Annotated in this window: 15 protein-coding genes; 8 read left to right on the forward strand and 7 right to left on the reverse strand. The window is 67.3% G+C overall.

All coding sequences use genetic code 11. The features are described from left to right. The first annotated feature begins 40 nt into the window (after nt 1-40). The 3 genes from ligA to BMX32_RS13470 are packed head-to-tail and all read left to right on the forward strand — an operon-like array spanning nt 41 to nt 3,767. Nucleotides 41-2,431 (forward strand): NAD-dependent DNA ligase LigA, encoded by a 2,391-nt coding sequence (gene ligA / locus BMX32_RS13460; protein WP_089979503.1) that lies wholly within the window; start codon nt 41-43, stop codon nt 2,429-2,431. Further along, on the forward strand, nt 2,428-3,378 hold the full coding sequence (epmA, locus tag BMX32_RS13465) for an EF-P lysine aminoacylase EpmA (protein ID WP_089979504.1): 951 nt from the start codon (nt 2,428-2,430) through the stop codon (nt 3,376-3,378). Before ligA ends, epmA begins: the two co-directional genes overlap by 4 nt. Nucleotides 3,379-3,383: 5 nt before the next feature. After that, complete coding sequence (locus BMX32_RS13470) at nt 3,384-3,767, forward strand: SMU1112c/YaeR family gloxylase I-like metalloprotein (RefSeq protein ID WP_089979506.1); 384 nt, start codon at nt 3,384-3,386, stop codon at nt 3,765-3,767. A 213-nt stretch (nt 3,768-3,980) separates the two neighbouring features. Here the strand turns inward: BMX32_RS13470 and BMX32_RS13475 are convergent, their stop codons facing one another. Both BMX32_RS13475 and sbcB read right to left on the reverse strand, forming a co-directional pair. Further along, nucleotides 3,981-4,667 carry a DUF2461 domain-containing protein gene (locus tag BMX32_RS13475; protein ID WP_089980335.1) on the reverse strand — a complete coding sequence of 229 codons (687 nt, stop codon included), beginning with the start codon at nt 4,665-4,667 and terminating at the stop codon, nt 3,981-3,983. 7 nt (nt 4,668-4,674) lie between these two features. Continuing rightward, nucleotides 4,675-6,099, reverse strand: coding sequence for an exodeoxyribonuclease I (gene sbcB / locus BMX32_RS13480; protein ID WP_089979507.1), 1,425 nt, complete (start codon nt 6,097-6,099; stop codon nt 4,675-4,677). A gap of 161 nt (nt 6,100-6,260) precedes the next feature. On the opposite strand from sbcB, the gene orn reads away from it, so the two are divergent. The 4 genes from orn to BMX32_RS13500 all read left to right on the forward strand — a co-directional run bounded on the left by orn (nt 6,261) and on the right by BMX32_RS13500 (nt 10,210). Next, nucleotides 6,261-6,830 (forward strand): oligoribonuclease, encoded by a 570-nt coding sequence (gene orn / locus BMX32_RS13485; protein WP_089979509.1) that lies wholly within the window; start codon nt 6,261-6,263, stop codon nt 6,828-6,830. A 5-nt stretch (nt 6,831-6,835) separates the two neighbouring features. Continuing rightward, nucleotides 6,836-7,741 carry a dihydropteroate synthase gene (folP, locus tag BMX32_RS13490; RefSeq protein ID WP_170843655.1) on the forward strand — a complete coding sequence of 302 codons (906 nt, stop codon included), beginning with the start codon at nt 6,836-6,838 and terminating at the stop codon, nt 7,739-7,741. 89 nt (nt 7,742-7,830) lie between these two features. After that, nucleotides 7,831-9,234, forward strand: a complete 1,404-nt coding sequence (gene glmM / locus BMX32_RS13495) for a phosphoglucosamine mutase (RefSeq protein ID WP_089979510.1) — start codon at nt 7,831-7,833, stop codon at nt 9,232-9,234. Nucleotides 9,235-9,262: 28 nt separating this feature from the next. Beyond that, a complete protein-coding gene (locus BMX32_RS13500) occupies nt 9,263-10,210 on the forward strand; it encodes an isopenicillin N synthase family dioxygenase (RefSeq protein WP_089979512.1) in 948 nt (315 codons plus the stop codon). Nucleotides 10,211-10,418: 208 nt separating this feature from the next. Here the strand turns inward: BMX32_RS13500 and BMX32_RS13505 are convergent, their stop codons facing one another. From BMX32_RS13505 to BMX32_RS13525, 5 genes are all read right to left on the reverse strand, one after another. Next, the gene (locus BMX32_RS13505) at nt 10,419-11,315 is read right to left on the reverse strand and encodes a DMT family transporter (protein WP_029214007.1); all 897 of its coding nucleotides are present in this window, start codon (nt 11,313-11,315) and stop codon (nt 10,419-10,421) included. A gap of 233 nt (nt 11,316-11,548) precedes the next feature. After that, the gene (locus tag BMX32_RS13510) at nt 11,549-13,696 is read right to left on the reverse strand and encodes an AsmA family protein (protein ID WP_089979513.1); all 2,148 of its coding nucleotides are present in this window, start codon (nt 13,694-13,696) and stop codon (nt 11,549-11,551) included. 335 nt (nt 13,697-14,031) lie between these two features. After that, nucleotides 14,032-14,784 carry a siderophore-interacting protein gene (locus BMX32_RS13515; protein ID WP_089979515.1) on the reverse strand — a complete coding sequence of 251 codons (753 nt, stop codon included), beginning with the start codon at nt 14,782-14,784 and terminating at the stop codon, nt 14,032-14,034. After that, nucleotides 14,781-15,371, reverse strand: a complete 591-nt coding sequence (locus BMX32_RS13520; protein WP_211664218.1) for a PadR family transcriptional regulator — start codon at nt 15,369-15,371, stop codon at nt 14,781-14,783. The genes BMX32_RS13515 and BMX32_RS13520 overlap by 4 nt, the downstream gene beginning before the upstream one ends. A 151-nt stretch (nt 15,372-15,522) precedes the next feature. Then, nucleotides 15,523-16,494, reverse strand: a complete 972-nt coding sequence (locus BMX32_RS13525; protein ID WP_089979517.1) for a thioredoxin family protein — start codon at nt 16,492-16,494, stop codon at nt 15,523-15,525. Nucleotides 16,495-16,613: 119 nt separating this feature from the next. Here BMX32_RS13525 and BMX32_RS13530 point away from each other — a divergent pair, with 119 nt between their 5' ends. Further along, nucleotides 16,614-18,131: a fumarate hydratase gene (locus BMX32_RS13530; RefSeq protein ID WP_029214069.1), complete on the forward strand. Its 1,518-nt coding sequence runs from the start codon at nt 16,614-16,616 to the stop codon at nt 18,129-18,131. Nucleotides 18,132-18,173: the final 42 nt, after the last annotated feature.

Here is an 18,173-nt window from a genome sequence, read left to right on the forward strand (position 1 = left end):
AGGGTCGCGTCGGTCAAGCGCACCATCACGGACCCTCCACATGCCTCAAGCCAACGCCCCCCTCGAAGCCGTCGACCGCGCGCAGGTGCTGCGCCAGCGCATCGAGGATGCGAATTATCGCTACCACGTGCTGGACGAGCCCGACATCGCGGACGCCGAATACGACAGGCTCATGCGCGAGCTGGAAGCGCTCGAAAACGAGTACGCCGACCTCGCCAGCGACGATTCGCCCACACGACGCGTCGGCGCGCGTGCGCGCGGCGGTTTCGCCGAAGTAGTGCACGCGGTGCCGATGCTGTCGCTCGGCAACGCGTTCGAGCAGGACGGCGACACCGATCGTGAGAAATATCGTGAGGTGGCCGACTTCGAACGTCGCATCGAGCAGACGCTGCATCGTCGCCAGCCCGAATTCTCGGTCGAGCCGAAGCTCGACGGCCTCGCCATCAGCCTCACCTACGAGAACGGCGTCTTCGTGCAGGGCGCCACGCGTGGCGACGGTGCCGTCGGCGAAGACGTCACCGCCAACCTGCGCACCGTCAAGGCGATTCCGCTGCGGCTGCGCGGCGAAGGCTGGCCGCGCCTGATCGAGGTGCGCGGCGAAGTGATCATGCCCCGGGCCGCGTTCGAGGCGTTCAACGAGCGCGCGCGCGCCGCGGGCGAGAAGCCGCTCGCGAATCCGCGCAATGGCGCGGCCGGCTCCCTGCGCCAGCTCGACCCCGCCGTCACGGCGAAGCGGCCGCTGGCGTTCTTCGCGTATGCCGTGGGGCGCGTGGAAGGCGGCGAGCTGCCCGATACGCATTCCGCCACGCTGGCCCGGCTGCGGGAGTGGGGCTTCCCCGTCTCGCCCGAGGTGTCGAAGGCGAAGGGCTTCGACGGTCTGCTGGCGTATTTTCGCCGTATCGGCGAAAAACGCGACAGCCTGCCGTACGACATCGACGGTGTCGTCTACAAGCTCGACGACTACGCGGGGCAACGCGAGATGGGGTTCGTCTCGCGCGCGCCGCGCTGGGCCATCGCGCACAAGTATCCCGCGCAGGAGCAGGAAACCACGGTCGAGGCCATCGAGATCCAGATCGGCCGCACCGGTGCCGCGACCCCGGTCGCGCGTCTGGCACCCGTGCAGGTCGCCGGCGTCACGGTCACCAACGCCACGCTGCACAACGCCGACCAGGTCGCGCGCCTCGACGTACGCGTGGGCGACACGGTGATCGTTCGCCGGGCGGGCGACGTCATTCCCGAGGTCGCACGCGTCGTGGAAGCCGAGCGCCCCGCCGGCACCGTGCCGTGGAAGATGCCGGCCACGTGTCCGGTCTGCCACTCCGAGCTGCTGCGCGAGGAAGGCGCGGCCGCGTATCGCTGCTCCGGTGGCCTGATCTGCGCCGCGCAGCGCAAGGAAGCCCTGATCCACTTCGCCTCGCGCCGTGCCATGGACATCGACGGTCTGGGCGATCGCTTCGTGGACGCGCTCGTGGAGTTCGACATGGTGCACACGCCGGCCGACCTCTACGCGCTCACGGTCGACAGCTTCGTGCGCATGAAGACGCAGGCCGACGAACGCGACGGATCGACGCCCGAGACGGTCAGGCAGGGCAAGGTCGCGACGAAATGGGCCGAGAACCTCGTCGACGCGATCGAGGCCAGCAAGCGGTCCACGCTGCCGCGCTTCCTCTTCGCGCTCGGCATCATGCACATCGGCGAAAGCACGGCGAAGACACTGGCCGGCTGGCTCGGCTCGCTGGAACACGTACGTCACACGCCGGCACCCGTGCTGCGCGTGCTGCCCGATATCGGCGACGAGGTCGCGACCTCCATCGCCGCGTTCTTCGAACAGGAAGGCAACCAGAAAGTGGTGGACGCGCTGCTCGCGGCGGGCATCGTCTTCGCCGACGAAGGCGCGCCCTCGCCGAAGCTGCGCGACCGCCTCGGCCTGGACGTGCTGCTGGACGCCGCGAAGGTCCCCAAGCTGGGCCCGAAGAGCACGGGCATCCTCGCACGCAACTACGCCAGCCTCGACGCGCTGGTGAAGGCCGGCGAGCACCAGTGGATCGTCGCGGGTGTGCCGCAGGCCGCCGCCACCAACCTCGCCGCGTATCTCGGCGACCCGGACCGCATGGCGGAACTGCGCGAGGCCGACGAAGCGATGCGCCGGCTGGCGGCCGCGCTGCCGGCGAAAGCCGCTTCCGCGTTGCCACTGGAAGGGCTCACCTACGTGATCACCGGCACGATGGAGACGCTCAAGCGCGACGACGCGACCGAGCGACTCGAATCGCTTGGCGCCAAGGTCGCCGGTTCGGTGTCGAAGAAGACCACGGGTGTCTTCGCCGGCGAGGCCGCGGGGTCCAAGCTCGACAAGGCGACCGAACTCGGCGTGCCGGTCCACAGCGAAGCCGATCTCGTCGCGCTGCTGACCGAACACGGAGTGGCGCCGTGAGCGACCTGAAGCACCTGCGGCTGCGCGCCGGCCTCTATACGTGCATCCGCGCGTTCTTCGCCGAGCGCCACGTGCTCGAGGTGGAGACGCCGATGCTGTCGGCCGCGGGCAATACCGATCCGAACATCCAGAGTTTCTCCACGCGTTTCACGGGGCACGTCGATGCCGGCTCGCCGCAGCGCTGGCTGCGCACGTCGCCGGAGTTTCCGCTGAAGCGGCTGCTCGCCGCGGGCGTGGGCGACTGCTACGAGATGGGACGCGTGTTCCGCGATGGCGAGGCCGGTGGTCGGCACAACCCAGAGTTCACCATGCTCGAGTGGTACCGCGTGGGCTGGGACGATGCGAAGCTCGCGCGCGAAGTCATCGACCTTCTCCAGATCCTGCTGCTTCGTGCGGGGCGCACCGTCGACATCGTCGAGACGACGTATCGCGGTCTTTTCCGCGATACGCTCGGTGTCGACGCGCTCACCGATCCGGTCGAACGACTGCGCGAGCCGCTATCCCCTATCGGCATCGATCCGGAAGGCCTCGAGCGCGACGACTGGCTCGATCTCCTGATGACCCATCGCATCCAGCCGAACTTCCCGCGAGATCGCGTCACCGTGGTCTCCGACTTTCCCGCCAGCCAGTGCGCGCTCGCGCGCATCCGTCACGACGACCCGCCGGTGGCGGAGCGATTCGAGGTCTACGTGGGGCCGTACGAGGTGGCGAACGGGTACCACGAGCTCAACGACGCCGCGGAGCAGCGCCAGCGCTTCGAGCGCGACAACGCGAAGCGTCGCGCGCGCGGTACGCCGGAAGTCGCCATCGACGAGTCGCTGCTCGCGGCGCTGGATCGCATGCCGGACTGCGCGGGTGTCGCCATGGGTATCGAACGGCTGCTGATGGTGCTCGCTGGCACCGACGCGATCGCCGACGTGCTCGCTTTTCCGTTCTCCGAGGCCTGATCGCCATGCTCGAAGCCATCCATCATGTCGCGCTCATCTGCTCGGATTATGCGCGGTCGAAGGCCTTCTACACGGATGTGCTTGGCCTGAAGGTGATCCATGAGGCGTACCGCGAGGCGCGCGATTCGTGGAAGCTGGACCTGGAGGTTAGCCCCGGCGTGCAGCTGGAACTGTTCTCCTTTCCGTCGCCGCCGAAACGGCCGTCGCGGCCCGAAGCGCAGGGTCTTCGCCACCTCGCGTTCACGGTGACGGACATCGACGCGGCGGTGGCGAAACTCGCTGCGCACGGCGTCGCATGCGAACCGATCCGCGTCGACGAATTCACCGGCCGCCGCTTCACCTTCTTCGCCGACCCCGACGACCTGCCGATCGAACTCTACGAGAAGTAGCCAAGCCATTGCCCCGCAGCCGGCACTTCTCGCGGGAGCGGCCTTGGCCGCGAAGGGGTGCTTGCCGCGAGCACCCATCGCGCGCGAGCGCGCTCCCACAGACAAGCCCGCCGTATCGGCCATGGTGACGAGTGCTTGTGGGAGCGGCCTTGGCCGCGAATGGGGGCTTGCCGCGAGCACCCATCGCGCGCTAGCGCGCTCCCACAGGGAAGGTCAGAACTCGAGTTCCTGCGCTGCGCACAGGTAATCCACCATCGGCGCAAGGCGTTTGAAGTTGTCCACGACGAACGGTAGCAACTCGGACGAGCATGCCATCGCCTCGTCGAAGTCCTGGCCGGCGGCGAAGTTCTTCCGCTTGAGGTCCTCGATCAGTTCGTGGTTCGCGTCGAACCCGCGCGGCGGACGCGTGAGGCTTTCACCCCAGAACGTGAAGCGCTCCCGGAAGGCCTTTCCCTGCGTCGCGCGCTTCCACGCGCCGGGGTTGTCGGCGAGGAACTCGCGCAGCTTCTTCAGCACCGGCGGCTCGGGATGCCACATGCCGCCGCCGACGAAGCATTCGCCCGGCTGGATGTGCAGGTAGAACCCTGGCGCCTGGATCTCGCGGCGGCGCTCGTGGAAGAACCGCGATCCCTGCCAGCCCTTGTACGGCTGCTTGTCGTTCGCGTAACGCGTGTCGCGATGAATGCGGTACAGCGAGCCGCCGACCTTGCGCGTGTCGGCCACGAAGTGCGTGCTGATCTTCGCCAGCGGCGCGGCGAGGTCGCCGATCAGCGCGGTGAACGGCTCGCGCACGTGGCGCTCGTAGTCGTCCTTGTGCTCGTGGAACCACTCGCGATTGTTGTTGCGGACGAGGGCCTTGAAGAAACGGAACGTGGCGGGCGTGAAATAGGATGTCGGCATGGTCAAGTCAGCGGAGTTCCAGGCTCCACGCCTCGAGCTGGTCGAGCAGCGCGAGGGGCGCGCCGGGCAGCGCGCGCAGCGTGGCGAGTTCGGTGTCGTAGTCGTCGAGGGTCAGTGTGGTCAACGGGCCACGGCGGGTCAGGCGGTCGACGCGGAACGCCTCCCAGCGCGCGTGTTCTTCGAGCGTGAGCGTTTCCGGCCAGTTTCGTGCCCGATAGCGGAACAGTAGCTCGGGGTATCGCGGGTCGCGGAACGGAAACGCGCGTGTCCCGAGCTGGTCGGGCGGCGTGGCGCGCACGTCCGCCAGAAGGCGACGGTCGGCGTCGGGCAGGAAGGCGCCGTAGAGCGCCAGCTCCGGATCCTCCGCCGGCGGCAGGTCCGACGCCCGCGCGTAGACGCGCCGGAGCTTTTCGGCGAGCCCGGGGCTGTTGCGTAGGGCGTCGAGATTGCGTTCCACGGCCGCCATGTCGACGCCCAACCGGCCGTGATCCACGCCCTTGAGCACGGACAGCGGCGCCAGCGCGGGGGCGTGGTTGGCACGCACGGTGCGCAACGCGATGCGCTCCACTCCCTCGGGGAGGTCGGCGCGCGACACGAACACGCGGTCGGCGATGTCGTCGTGGTCCAGCGCGATCAGGTCGGCCGGGTCGGCGGTAAGGTCGTAGACGATGACCTCGCCGGCGCGCGTCGGATGCGCGGCGACCGGCGCGATCACGGTGAGGCATTGGCGGCTGGCGGGATAACGCGACGAAACGTGCACCACCGGCGTCATGGCGGCGACGTCGAGCATTTCGAACACTCGCTGCTTGCGGCGCAGCGCGTAGTACCAGTCCCAGAGTTTTGGCTGTCTGGCGCGGATGAGGCGGGCGAGGGCGATGAGCGCCTCGACATCCGACAGGGCGTCGTGCGCGCGGTCCTGCTTGAGGCCGTTGGCCGTGGCCAGGTGCTCCAGCCGGAAGCTGGGCGTGCCGTCCTCGCGGGTGGGCCACACGATGCCGTCCGGGCGCAGCGCCTGGCACATGCGCACCAGGTCGATCAGGTCCCAGCGCGAGTTGCCGTTTTCCCACTCGCGACCGTACGGGTCGTAGAAATTGCGGTACAGGAGGTGCCGGGTGAACTCGTCGTCGAAGCGCAGCGAGTTGTAGCCCACGGTGCAGGTGCCCGGCGCGGCGATCTGCTCGTGGATCGCCGCGGCGAAGGCCGCTTCGGACAGGCCCTCGCGCTCGGTCAGCTGCGGCGCGATGCCGGTGATCAGGCAGGCGGCGGGCTGGGGCGGCATGTCGCGTGGCGGCCGGCAGTAGATCATCACCGGGTCGCCGACGATGTCGAGGTTGGCGTCCGTGCGAATGCCGGCGAACTGGCTGGGACGGTCGCGTCGGGGATCGGCGCCGAAGGTTTCGTAGTCGTGCCAGAAGAAGGTCGGTTCGGCCATCCCGGCATGATCTCACGTTCCGTTCACCGGGGTGGGAGCCAGCCTGCTGGCGATGGGTGCTCGCCGTGGGAAGCCATCGCCAGCAGGCTGGCTCCCGCCGGATCGGTGCCTACAGGTTGGCGGCCTGCCGGGTTAGACTCGGCATCCTCAAAGGAGCACCCATGACACCTGCGCAGCACGACGACAACCTCATCTGGATCGACCTGGAGATGACGGGACTGGATACCGACAACGACTCCATCCTCGAGATCGCCACGATCGTCACGGACAAGGATCTGAACGTCATTGCCGAAGGCCCGGTCTTCGCCATTTCGCACAGCGACGCTCGGCTGCAGCAGATGGACGCGTGGAACCGGAACCAGCACGGGCGCTCCGGCCTGTGGCAGCGGGCGGTGGAGTCCGACGTCACGGTCGAGCAGGCCGAGCAGGCCACGATCGACTTCCTCAAGAAGCACGTGCCCGTCGGCAAGTCGCCGATGTGCGGCAACTCGATCTGCCAGGATCGGCGCTTCATGCACCGCGAGATGCCGGCGCTCGAACGCTATTTCCATTACCGGAATCTGGACGTGTCGACCCTGAAGGAGCTTTCGCGCCGCTGGTCGCCGGAGATCGCCAGGGGCTTCGCGAAGGATTCAGCGCACACCGCGTTGTCCGACATCCGCGATTCCATCGACGAGCTGCGCTACTACCGTCGATTCATGGGCGCCATCGGCGGCACGCAGCAGGGCTGATCCGCATGAGCATCGATCCGTTCGCCACCGTGCTCGACTGCAACGGCCGCGCGCTGTCGCTCGACCGGCCGCGCGTGGTCGGCATCGTCAACGTCACGCCGGATTCCTTCTCGGACGGCGGCCGTCACGACTCCCTCGACGCCGCCTACGCCCACGCGCTGAAACTGGCGGAAGAGGGTGCCGATATGCTCGACATCGGCGGCGAGTCCACGCGTCCCGGCGCCGACGACGTTCCGGTGGAGGAAGAGATTCGTCGTGTCGTTCCGCTGATCGAGCGACTGGCCGCAGCGACGACGCTGCCGATTTCCATCGATACCTCCAAGCCCGAGGTCATGCGCGCCGCCGTCGGTGCGGGCGCGGGCATGATCAACGACGTCTATGCGCTGCGCCGCGAAGGCGCGCTGGATGCCGCCGCCGAGCTCCGCGTGCCGGTCTGCCTGGTGCACATGCAGGGCGAGCCGCGCTCGATGCAGGCGGCGCCGGATTACGACGACGTGGTGGGCGACGTCCACCGCTTCCTGACCGATCGCCTGTTCGCCTGCGAGCTCTCCGGCATCGATCGTCGCCGCGTGCTGGTCGACCCCGGCTTCGGCTTCGGCAAGAGCCTCGAGCACAATCTGGCCCTGCTGCGCGCCACGGCCCGATTCGCGGAACTGGGTGCGGGGGCGTACATCGGCGTCTCGCGCAAGTCGTTGATCGGCGCGCTGACCCACCGGCAGGATCCCGCCGCGCGGGTGCACGGCTCGGTGGCCGCGGCGATGATCGGCGTGCAGCGTGGCGCCGTCATGGTCCGCGTGCACGACGTGGCCGCCACCGTCGATGCGCTGGCCGTGTGGTCCGCCGTGAAGGCCGGCGACACCGCGCCCCGCCATGACAGGCCGGCGACGCCCCGCTGGCCGGACGACGAGTAGCGCCGGACGGCTAGCCCCTCTGGCCAGCTCCGCACCCCCCGCGGCATCGGAGTATCCTCGCCCGATCCGGAAGTAAGGACGACAACACCATGAGTGAACGCAAGTATTTCGGCACGGACGGCATCCGCGGTCACGTCGGCACGTACCCGATCAGCGCCGATTTCATCCTCCGTCTCGGCCGCGCCGCCGGTGCCGTGCTGGCGCGCCGCCGCGCCGCCGACCGTCGCCCCGCCGGCACCGGATCCGAGCGCCGCGACCCGAACCGCAAGGTCATGGTGGTCATCGGCAAGGACACCCGCGTGTCCGGTTACATGTTCGAGGCGGCGCTGGAGGCGGGTCTGGTCGCCTCCGGCGCCGACGTCCGCCTGCTCGGCCCCATGCCCACGCCGGGCGTCGCGTACCTCACGCGCTCGCTGCGCGCCGATGCCGGCATCGTGATCAGCGCGTCGCACAACCCGCATCAGGACAACGGCATCAAGTTCTTTTCCGGCCAGGGCGAAAAGCTCGACGACGAGCTGGAAGCCGAGATCGAGGCCGAGCTCGAAGCCGATTTCGTCACCGTCGCCTCCGAGGCGCTGGGCAAGGCCAGCCGCGTCGACGACGCGGTCACCCGTTACGCCGAGTTCTGCAAGTCCACCGTGTCGGACGATTTCTCGCTGGCCGGCATGCGCATCGTGCTCGACTGCGCCCACGGCGCCACGTACCAGGTCGCCCCGAAGGTGTTCCGCGACCTCGGCGCCGAGGTTTCGACCATCGGCGCGGAGCCCGACGGTCTCAACATCAATCGCGGCGTGGGTTCCACCGATCCCGACGGGCTCGCGCGGACCGTGGTCGAGCGCGGTGCCGACCTCGGCATCGCCTTCGACGGCGACGGCGACCGTGTGCGCGTGGTCGATCGCGATGGCACGGTCACCGATGGCGACGACATGCTCTACGTGATCGCGCGCCACTGGAAGAAGAAGGCGAGCCTGCCGGGCCCCGTCGTCGGCACCCTGATGAGCAACTACGGCCTGCAGCGCGCACTCCGGCAGCTCGATATCCCGTTTGTCCGGGCGAACGTCGGCGACCGCTACGTGCTCCAGCAGCTGAAGGAACACGGCGGCGTGCTCGGTGGCGAGACGTCCGGCCACGTGCTCTGCCTCGACCGCTTCACCACCGGCGACGGTGTCGTGGCGGCCCTCGCGCTGCTCGAGGCGCTCTTCGAATCCGGCGAGTCGTTCGCGGAGGCCCGCGCCGGGCTGGTCAAACTGCCGCAGACCATGGTCAACGTCCGGGTGCAGGGGGCCAAGGAAGCCCTCAAGTCCGAGACGGTCGTCCAGGCTCTGGCCGACGTCGAGGCCGCGCTGGAAGGCCGTGGCAGGGTCGTCCTGCGTGCCTCCGGCACCGAGCCGCTGGTGCGCGTCACGATCGAGGCGGCCGATGCCGCCGAAGTCGACCGGCTGGCGGGCCAGCTGGCCGACGCCGTAAAATCGGCGGCCCAGGCCACGGCCTGACCCTCGATCGCGTGCACGCAGGTTTCCCATGAATACGGTTCAGAAGTCGGTTCCCACCCTCGATATCCGCCGCTACGACACCGATCGGGACGCGTTCGTCGCCGAGATCGGCGCCGCTTACCGCGAATTCGGTTTCTGCTGCATCAGCGGCCACGGTATCCCGCGTGAGGACATCGACGGGGCGTACGAGGCGTTCAAGGCGTTCTTCGCGCTGCCCGACGACACCAAGCGCAAGTACCACATCCCCGGCAGCGGCGGTGCGCGCGGCTACACGCCGTTCAAGGTCGAAACCGCGAAGGACAGCCAGTTCGCCGATCTCAAGGAGTTCTGGCACATCGGTCGCGAGATTCCGCGCGACTCGAAGTTCGCCGACGTGATGCCGCCCAACGTGTGGCCGGACGAAGTGCCGGGCTTCAAGGAAAAGGGCTACGGCCTGTACACGAAGCTCGATCAGCTCGGTTCGCGCGTGCTGCGCGCGCTCGCGCTGCATATCGATCTTCCGGAGACCTTCTTCGAAGACAAGATCGATGTCGGCAACTCGATCCTGCGTCCGATCCACTACCCGCCGATCGAGCAGGCCAACGTGCCGAACGTCCGCGCCGGCGCGCATGAAGACATCAACTTCATCACGCTGCTGGTCGGCGCCAGCACGGCCGGCCTCGAGGTCCTGAGCGACGGCGAGTGGCTGCCGATCACCACCGAAGGCGACGCCATCGTGGTGAACATCGGCGACATGCTCCAGCGCCTCACCAATCACGTGTATCCGTCGACGACGCATCGCGTGACCAACCCGAAGGATCCAGGCGCCGCGCGCAAGCCGCGCTATTCGGTGCCGTTCTTCCTGCACCCGAACCCGGACGTCGTGCTCGACGTGCTGCCTTCGTGCATCACGCCCGACAACCCGAAGCGTTACCCGAAAGCCATCACGGCCCACGAGTACCTGCTCGAGCGTCTGCGCGAAATCAAGCTGGCCTGACACCTTCTTAGCGGGATATTCACCGGGTGGGTCGCAGCATCGACCTTCCCGGTACTCCCCGGAGCATCCCGTGAAACCGATCAGCCCGCCTTCGCGAGCCAAGCGCTCGTCACCCCGAAAAACGACCAGCACGCGGTCGCCGGCGCAGCGCGCCCGTCGCCAGCGCACCATGAAGGCCCGCGGACGCGGCTGAGCCGCTTGCGGAAAATCAGGGCGCCACGATGTCGGACGGCGCCGCGCGTTCTCCTCGATGCAGCCAGGGATGCGCGAACACCGCGATCAGGATGATCGCCACGCCGACGTAGAACGTCCACCCCAGCTCCCGTTGCTCGCCGAGCAGCGGAATCGCAAGCACGATCGCGTAGACGGGCTCGAGGTTCGTCACCATCTGCGTCGCGAACGCGGAGAGATGGCGCAGCGCGGACAGCGCCAGCGCGAAGGGGAGCAACGTACACCCATACGCCAGCAAGATCAGGAGCGCGCCGTCGTGCGCGTCAGGCAGCGGAAAGGCCGGCACGGCGAAGAACGGCGCAAGGGCGGTGAGAAACAGCGTGCCCGTGCCGAGTTCGACGCAGGTTACCGTGAGCGAATCCGCGCGATCGATCAAACGCTTGTTGAGCGCGCTAAAGAAGGCCACGAAGATCGCCGAGAGCACGCCGATGGCGAGGCCAAGGCGCATGTCTCCGGGGAGCCCGCCCGCCACGAGGGCCACGCCGGGCACCACGGCCGCGCCGATCATCAGCTCCCGCGGATCGAACCGACGACCGGCCACCCACGGTTCGACAATGGCCAGGAACACGGGACACAGCGCGATGCAGGTCGCGGCCACGGAGGCGTTCGCGAGCTTGATCGCGCCGTAGAACGTGAGCCAGTGCAGTGCGACGATCACGCCGATGCCGGCATAGGACAGCGCCAGCCGCGGCGACATGGCGCGCAGACCGCGCCACACCCGCGGCACGCAGAGCAGCGTCCCCGACACCAGCAACATGCGCCACCACACTAGCGGCAGGGCGGGCAGGGCGATCAGCTTTCCGAGGATGGCGGTGAAGCCCCAGAGCAGGACGCAGAAGTGGATCTGGAGATGAGCACGACGGGCAGGCGACATCCGCGAAGCTTGCCCGAAGCCGCACGGCTTTTGTAGGGGCCGCTGACGCGGCTTCCAAAGGCCGATCTGTAGGAGAGCCTCGGCCGCGATGGGTGCTCGCGGCAAGCCCCTTCGCCAGCAGGCTGGCTCCCACCAGGAGCCCACTACAGCAGGTGTGGGAGCGGCCTCGGCCGCGATAGGCGCTCGCGGCAAGCCCCCATCGCCAGCAGGCTGGCTCCCACCGGCCGTCCCGCTTACCTTGCCGACTTTCCGGCTGGCGGGGCTTTCGGCGGACTCTGCTTCAGATCGTCCAGCAACGGCTTGCACTGCGTGGCGTCCGCCTTGCCGCTTTCCGGCACGGCCAGTGCGCCCAGCGCCGCCACCGGCGCCGCGAACACCGCCAGCGCGGCGGCGCCACCGGCGCGCAGGATCAGAGGCCCGGCGTGGACGCCCGGCGCCGGATTCGCGAACGTCCCATGGACGTACAACGGCGAGCGCAACGAGAACAGACGGAAGCCCTTCGTATGCGGAACGATGTCGAGATTGAGCTTCTCGTCACGGAAGTTCACGTCGCCCGTGACGTTGATCAAAGCCTTTTCCGTGTCGAACGCGAACAGCCGCGATTCCATCACGCCATCGGTGGCGACGAGATCGGCGGCCATGCAATTGATCTTGACCACGTCGTCGCCGAACAGCTTCGTCACCGCGTAGCTGCCCACGTTGAGGCCCGCCAACTCCAGCAACGATCCGCTGATCGCGCCATCGTTGATCAGCAGCTTCACCTCGCCATTGGAACTGCCCAGCAGCGCCGCGGGTGAATTGCCGACGGCGGTGAGCGACGCGTCGCCGTTCAACTCGCCGAAGCTCGTCTGCATCGGTGCGAAGGTGGGGAAGAGCTCCTTGAGCTTCAGGTGACGGGCTCCGAGGTTGAAGCCCCCGCGCAGAGGCGTCTTCGAACCGTCGAGCCGGATGTTGCTGCCCACGGTGCCGCCCGCCACGCCGAACTTGAGCGGGTCGAGGGTAAGCACCGCGTCCTGCATGACCAGATGCGTCGAGACGTTCTCGAACGGCAGCCGTTCGCCATGAACGATCTTGACGCCGGTGAACGTGACATCGGCATCCATCGCGTTCCACCGATCGGTCTTGAACGGCTCCACCGGCAGCACCTTGCCGGCCGGCTGCTTCGCGGTGTCGCCGCGCTTCGCCTTTTCGGCGTCGCTGCCGCCACCGATCAGCGGTGCCAGATCGGCGAAGAGCAGCTGGTTCGATTTCAGCTTGCCGGACAGCTTCGGCCGCGCGCCGCGCGTGTCGAACACGAGGCTTCCGCCCAGATCGCTGCCACCGACCCGGCCAGTGAAGTTCTCGTACGTGAAGACGCTCGCGCCTTGCTTGAGGTTGGCCTTGAGATGGCCTTCCGTCGCGAAGGGCGGCGTGTCCGGAAGCGTGATGCCCGTCAGGTCGTAAAGATGCGACATGCTGGTACCCGAGAACCACAACCGCACGTCGAGCGCGCCCATGTTGATCGGATCGGTCAGCGTGCCCACGAAGGCGATGTGCGTATCACCGAACCGCGCATCCGCCTGCACCGGGAATGGGCGACTGGCGTCGCGCAGCGCGAGCACGCCGCCGGTGCGGGCCTTGGCCGACACGGTGGATTTCTTGTACGTGCCCTTGGCATCCCAGGCGAAGTAATAGAGCTGTTTGTTCTTGGTTTCGTCCTGGCGGTCCTTTTCGTCGGCGTCGCTCTTCGCCATCGTCTTCGCGCTGGCGCCCGTGGTCTTGTTCGCCTGCGCGCGCGAATCCTTCTCCTGCTGCGCCATGATCTCGTTGAACGGAATGCCCTTGCCGAGCGGCGTCACGTCGATGCCCATGACGATCTGGTTGGTCGCGTCCGAGAAGTCGATGTGACCCTTGTCGAACGCGATCGCGTTCAGCTCCATCTGCCATTCGGACGGCCCGGTGCTCTCGGGCATCTTGAACGTCCACGTGTTGTCGCCGTTCTTCACGCGCTCCAGCGCGATCCGCGGCCGGCCCAGCCGAATCTCGGGTACCACGATGCGATGAGCGATGAGCGGGAAGGGCGACAGCCGGAACTCGACGGACTCCAGCGTGGCGAAACGCTTGTTCTTCGCCCAGTCCGGATTCGCGACGGTGATGTCGAGGGCTCTGAAATGCGGCCAGGGGATGAGTCCGACCAGACCGCCTTCTCCGGGCTCGCGCGACCAATGCGCGGACAGGTCGCCATTGATGGCGAACGGGCGACCGATGGCTTCGGACACCTTCTCGTTGATGGTGGGTTTCAGCCGGTTCCAGTCGAAGAAGGCGATGAAGAGAATGATCGCCACGATCAGAACGACGAGGATGCCCAACACCCACGCCAGAATTTTCCTGCCACGCCGCATCGTGCCGCTCCCATCCCATGAACGGACATAGGGGTATCGCGGCGGCCGCAAACGTTATGTGTTCATGGCAGGGATCGATTAAGCGACGTCGATACGCCGTGACGATGACGAGCCCCGGAGATTCAGCCAGCTCGCGATGGCTTCCGGACAGAGGGCAGCGCTAAAGCGGCTTTCGCAGAGCATCCTGTGGGAGCGGCCTTGGCCGCGATGGGTGCTCGCGACAAGCCCATCGCCAGCAGGCTGGCTCCCACCGAAATCCACACGGCTCGCTCTTCTGTGGGAGCGGCCTTGGCCGCGAACGGGTGCTCGCGACAAGCCCCACCCAGGCAACCGCATCAGTCGGCCTGCCAGTAGCCCGTAGCCTTGACCCATTCCTTGTCGACGCCGCGTTGTTCCACCAGCAAGGAGCGCAACGCACGGGCACGCTTCGATTCCGTGGCCACCCACCAGAATGTATCGCCCTGCGGTATCGGCAACGCCGCAAGCGCCTCGTCCATCCGTGGCGACGCTCCGGCGACGAACCAGGTGACGTCGCGCGCGAGTGCCTGTCGCTCTTCCGCCGACGACACTTCGATCAGCACCGTGACGTTCCGGTCCGCCGGCATGTGTTCGAGCCACCGGCCGATCGCGGGTAGCGCGGTCGCGTCGCCCACCATCACGTAGTGATCGAAATCGTCCGCGACGACCATCGATCCGCGCGGACCGCCGACATGCAGGACGTCCCCCACGCTAGCGGTCTCCGCCCAGCTGGACGCGGGCCCGTCGCCGTGGATCACGAAATCGATGTCGAGCTCGCCGGCCGCTGCGTCGTACCTGCGAGGGGTGTAGTCGCGCGACGGCGAGTGCTCGCCGTCGGCGTAGACAGGACCGTTCTCGCTGAAGACGGGCAGGTTCATCGTGCCGGCCGGGGTCGGGAAGAACAGCTTCACGTGGTCGTCCGGCGCGGCGGATACGAATCCGGCGAGGTCGTCGCCGCGAAGCGTCACCCGCACCATGTGCGGGGTGACGTGCGCCACGCGCGCCACTTCGAGGCGGCGCATCTTCAGCGGGTGGCGGACGCGTCGGGCCTGATGACGCTCGTCGGTCATTGGCGCTCCCCCACGGCTTTCGCGGCCGCGTCGATCAGTCGGGCGACGCGCGCGAGTTCCGCTTCGTCCCAGCTCTTGTGATGGTTCATCAGCTGATGCTTCAGCCGATGCATGGCCTCGCGCACTTCGTTGGGCACGGTCATGCGGCGCATATGGCGGGACATCACCTGCAGCCGCTCCGTGAGCGCGTCGAGGCTGTCGCGATTCTCGGCGAGGAAGGCGCGGCCCGTGTCGGTGATGGCGTAGAGCTTCTTACCGCCCGTCTCGGCCTCGACGCGGGCATAGCCGAGCTCTTCGAGCATCGTCAGGGTCGGATAGATGGCGCCGGGGCTCGGGCTGTACTGGCCGTCGAACATCTCTTCGATGGTGCGGATCAGTTCGTAACCGTGGCGTGGCTGCTCCTCGATCAGCGCCAGCAGCAGGAGCCGCAGGTCGCCCGTCCCGAACATCCGGCCGCCGAAGCGGCCACCGCCACGCCCGCCACGCATGCCGTCGCGGTCGTCGAATCCGAACGGGCCGCCGCCGAAGCGGCCGCCGCCGCGGCCGACGGCATGCATGTGCTCGTGGAGCCGATGGAAAAAATGCATGGATGCTCTCCGATATATCGTACGTAGTGCACGTACGATATATCGTGAGTAACGGTCGTGCAAGTGTGTCCTCGGTGGGAGCCAGCCCGCTGGCGAAGGGTGCTCGCGGCAAGCACCCTTCGCCAGCAGGCTGGCTCCCACCAAGAGAGCATCACCCGAAGGTGAACGTGAACGCGTGGAAATTCGCCTTCGGAATCCGGATCGTCAGCACGTGATCCTTGTAGTCGGTCGCGGTGTACAGCGTGTACAGCTGCGATGCCTGGATCGTCACCGGCGGCTGCGGCTTGCCGTCGACCAGCACCTCGACCGTCACCGGATCGTTCGCGCTGGCGACCATGTGCACCTTCTTCGCCTTGAAATGCAGGCGGATCTCGCCGCTGGCACCGGTCAGCGTGGCGTTCTGACGGCCGATCTCCCAGCGACCGACCAGCGCGAACTGGTTCAGATCGAGCCGCGAGGGCGCGGTGAAATCGCGCGTGCCGGTGCGGCCACCTTCGGGGCTGGCAAGGTTCTGGCCGCGGTCGCCACCGAAGTACATCTCCGGCGAGCCGATCTGGTTGAAGTCCGGCGCATCCTTGTCCTCGGCGATGGCCTTGGCGTCGAGCCGCGGCAGGCCCAGCAGGGTGCGGATCGCGTTCTCCATCTCGGCGTAGTTGCCTTCACCGAAGTGATGGGCCACGACGTTGCCGCGCTGGTCGACCAGGTACTCGGCCGGCCAGTACTGGTTGTCCCACGCGTCCCACGTTTCCAGATCGTTGTCCTGCGCCACCGGGTAGTGGATGTTGTACTTCCTGATCGCGTCGCGGACGTTGCCCTCCTGTTTTTCGAAGGGGAATTCCGGGGAGTGCACGCCGACCACCACCAGGCCCTTGTCCTTGTACTCGTCGTACCAGCGGGTGACGTGGGGCAGGGTGCGCAGGCAGTTGATGCACGAGTAGGCCCAGAAATCGATCAGCACGACCTTGCCGCGCAGCTGCTTCATCGTCAGCGGCTTCGAGTTCTGCCAGACGGCGATGCCGGCGAATTCCGGGGCGGTCTGGGCCGCGATGGCGGGGCGCGCCAGCCCGAGCGCCATGGCGGCGAGGGCGACGACGAACAGGGCGTGGCGGAACGGGTGGCGCATGGGAACTCCGTGGGGTTCTTGGGGGTACGTGAAGAAGACCGGACCCGGGCCCGGCACCTTACACGCCCGGGTGCGGTAAAATCGCCGTTTTGCCAGCCTCGCGAGCCAGCCGACGCGCCATGACCACGATCAAGCAGGACGACCTCATCACCAGCGTCGCCGACGCTCTCCAGTACATCTCGTACTACCACCCGGTCGACTACATCCGGAATCTTTCCGCGGCGTACGAGCGTGAAGAGTCGCCGGCGGCGAAGGACGCCATCGCCCAGATCCTGATCAACTCGCGCATGTGCGCCGAGGGCCACCGGCCCATCTGCCAGGACACCGGCATCGTCACGGTCTTCCTCAAGGTTGGCATGAACGTCCGCTGGGACGATGCCACGATGAGCCTGGAAGACATGGTGAACGAAGGCGTCCGACGCGCGTACAACCACCCGGACAACAAGCTTCGCGCCTCCGTCCTGGCCGATCCGGCCGGCAAGCGCATGAATACGCGCGACAACACGCCCGCGGTGGTCAACATGACGATCGTGCCGGGCGACAAGGTCGATGTGATCGTCGCCGCCAAGGGCGGCGGTTCGGAAGCGAAATCGAAGTTCGCGATGCTCAATCCGTCCGATTCGATCGTCGACTGGGTGCTGAAGACCGTGCCGACGATGGGCGCCGGCTGGTGCCCGCCCGGCATGCTCGGCATCGGCATCGGCGGTACCGCCGAAAAGGCGATGCTGCTGGCGAAGGAAGCGTTGATGGAGCCGATCGACATCGTCGACCTCATCGCCCGCGGCCCGGCGAATCGTGCGGAAGAGCTGCGCCTCGAGCTGTACGAAAAGGTCAACGCGCTGGGCATCGGCGCGCAGGGCCTCGGTGGCTTGACCACCGTGCTCGACATCAAGGTGAAGGACTACCCGACGCACGCGGCGAATCTGCCGGTGGCGATGATTCCGAACTGCGCCGCCACGCGCCACGCGCACTTCGTGCTCGACGGCTCCGGTCCGGTCGCGCTCGATCCGCCCTCGCTGGAAGACTGGCCGAAGCTCACGTACGACGCCTCCAAGGGCCGTCGCGTCGATCTCGACACCATCACCCGCGAAGACGTCCAGAGCTGGAAGCCGGGCGAGACGATCCTGCTCAACGGCAAGCTGCTCACCGGTCGCGACGCCGCGCACAAGCGCATGATCGACATGCTCAACCGGGGCGAGACGCTCCCCGTCGATTTCACCAATCGCTTCATCTACTACGTCGGCCCGGTGGATCCGGTGCGCGACGAAGTGGTCGGCCCGGCCGGCCCGACCACCGCCACGCGCATGGACAAGTTCACGCGCCAGATGCTCGAGACCACGGGCCTGCTCGGCATGGTCGGCAAGTCCGAGCGCGGGCCGGCGGCGATCGAAGCCATCCGCGACAACAAGGCCGTGTACCTGATGGCCGTCGGCGGCTCGGCGTACCTCGTGTCGAAGGCGATCAAGGCGTCACGCGTGCTGGCGTTCGAAGACCTGGGCATGGAAGCCATCTACGAGTTCGAGGTGAAGGACATGCCGGTCACCGTCGCCGTCGACAGCGCCGGCACGTCCGTCCACGAAACCGGTCCGAAGGAATGGCGCTCGAAGATCGGCAAGATCCCGGTGGTGGTCGTCTGAGTTCACGAGGCGCGGCCGCCGTATCGCGCTTCGCGCGATCGC

The organism is Luteibacter sp. UNCMF331Sha3.1 (assembly GCF_900109915.1).
Lineage (GTDB): Bacteria > Pseudomonadota > Gammaproteobacteria > Xanthomonadales > Rhodanobacteraceae > Luteibacter.

Excerpts from the sequence above, each read along its gene's own strand:
- ligA (WP_089979503.1), top strand. The coding sequence starts at position 41 with ATGCCTCAAGCCAACGCCCCCCTCGAAGCCGTCGACCGCGCGCAGGTG.
- BMX32_RS13470 (WP_089979506.1), top strand. The coding sequence starts at position 3,384 with ATGCTCGAAGCCATCCATCATGTCGCGCTCATCTGCTCGGATTATGCG.
- BMX32_RS13475 (WP_089980335.1), bottom strand. The coding sequence starts at position 4,667 with ATGCCGACATCCTATTTCACGCCCGCCACGTTCCGTTTCTTCAAGGCC.
- sbcB (WP_089979507.1), bottom strand. The coding sequence starts at position 6,099 with ATGGCCGAACCGACCTTCTTCTGGCACGACTACGAAACCTTCGGCGCC.
- orn (WP_089979509.1), top strand. The coding sequence starts at position 6,261 with ATGACACCTGCGCAGCACGACGACAACCTCATCTGGATCGACCTGGAG.
- folP (WP_170843655.1), top strand. The coding sequence starts at position 6,836 with ATGAGCATCGATCCGTTCGCCACCGTGCTCGACTGCAACGGCCGCGCG.
- glmM (WP_089979510.1), top strand. The coding sequence starts at position 7,831 with ATGAGTGAACGCAAGTATTTCGGCACGGACGGCATCCGCGGTCACGTC.
- BMX32_RS13500 (WP_089979512.1), top strand. The coding sequence starts at position 9,263 with ATGAATACGGTTCAGAAGTCGGTTCCCACCCTCGATATCCGCCGCTAC.
- BMX32_RS13505 (WP_029214007.1), bottom strand. The coding sequence starts at position 11,315 with ATGTCGCCTGCCCGTCGTGCTCATCTCCAGATCCACTTCTGCGTCCTG.
- BMX32_RS13510 (WP_089979513.1), bottom strand. The coding sequence starts at position 13,696 with ATGCGGCGTGGCAGGAAAATTCTGGCGTGGGTGTTGGGCATCCTCGTC.
- BMX32_RS13515 (WP_089979515.1), bottom strand. The coding sequence starts at position 14,784 with ATGACCGACGAGCGTCATCAGGCCCGACGCGTCCGCCACCCGCTGAAG.
- BMX32_RS13520 (WP_211664218.1), bottom strand. The coding sequence starts at position 15,371 with ATGCATTTTTTCCATCGGCTCCACGAGCACATGCATGCCGTCGGCCGC.
- BMX32_RS13525 (WP_089979517.1), bottom strand. The coding sequence starts at position 16,494 with ATGCGCCACCCGTTCCGCCACGCCCTGTTCGTCGTCGCCCTCGCCGCC.
- BMX32_RS13530 (WP_029214069.1), top strand. The coding sequence starts at position 16,614 with ATGACCACGATCAAGCAGGACGACCTCATCACCAGCGTCGCCGACGCT.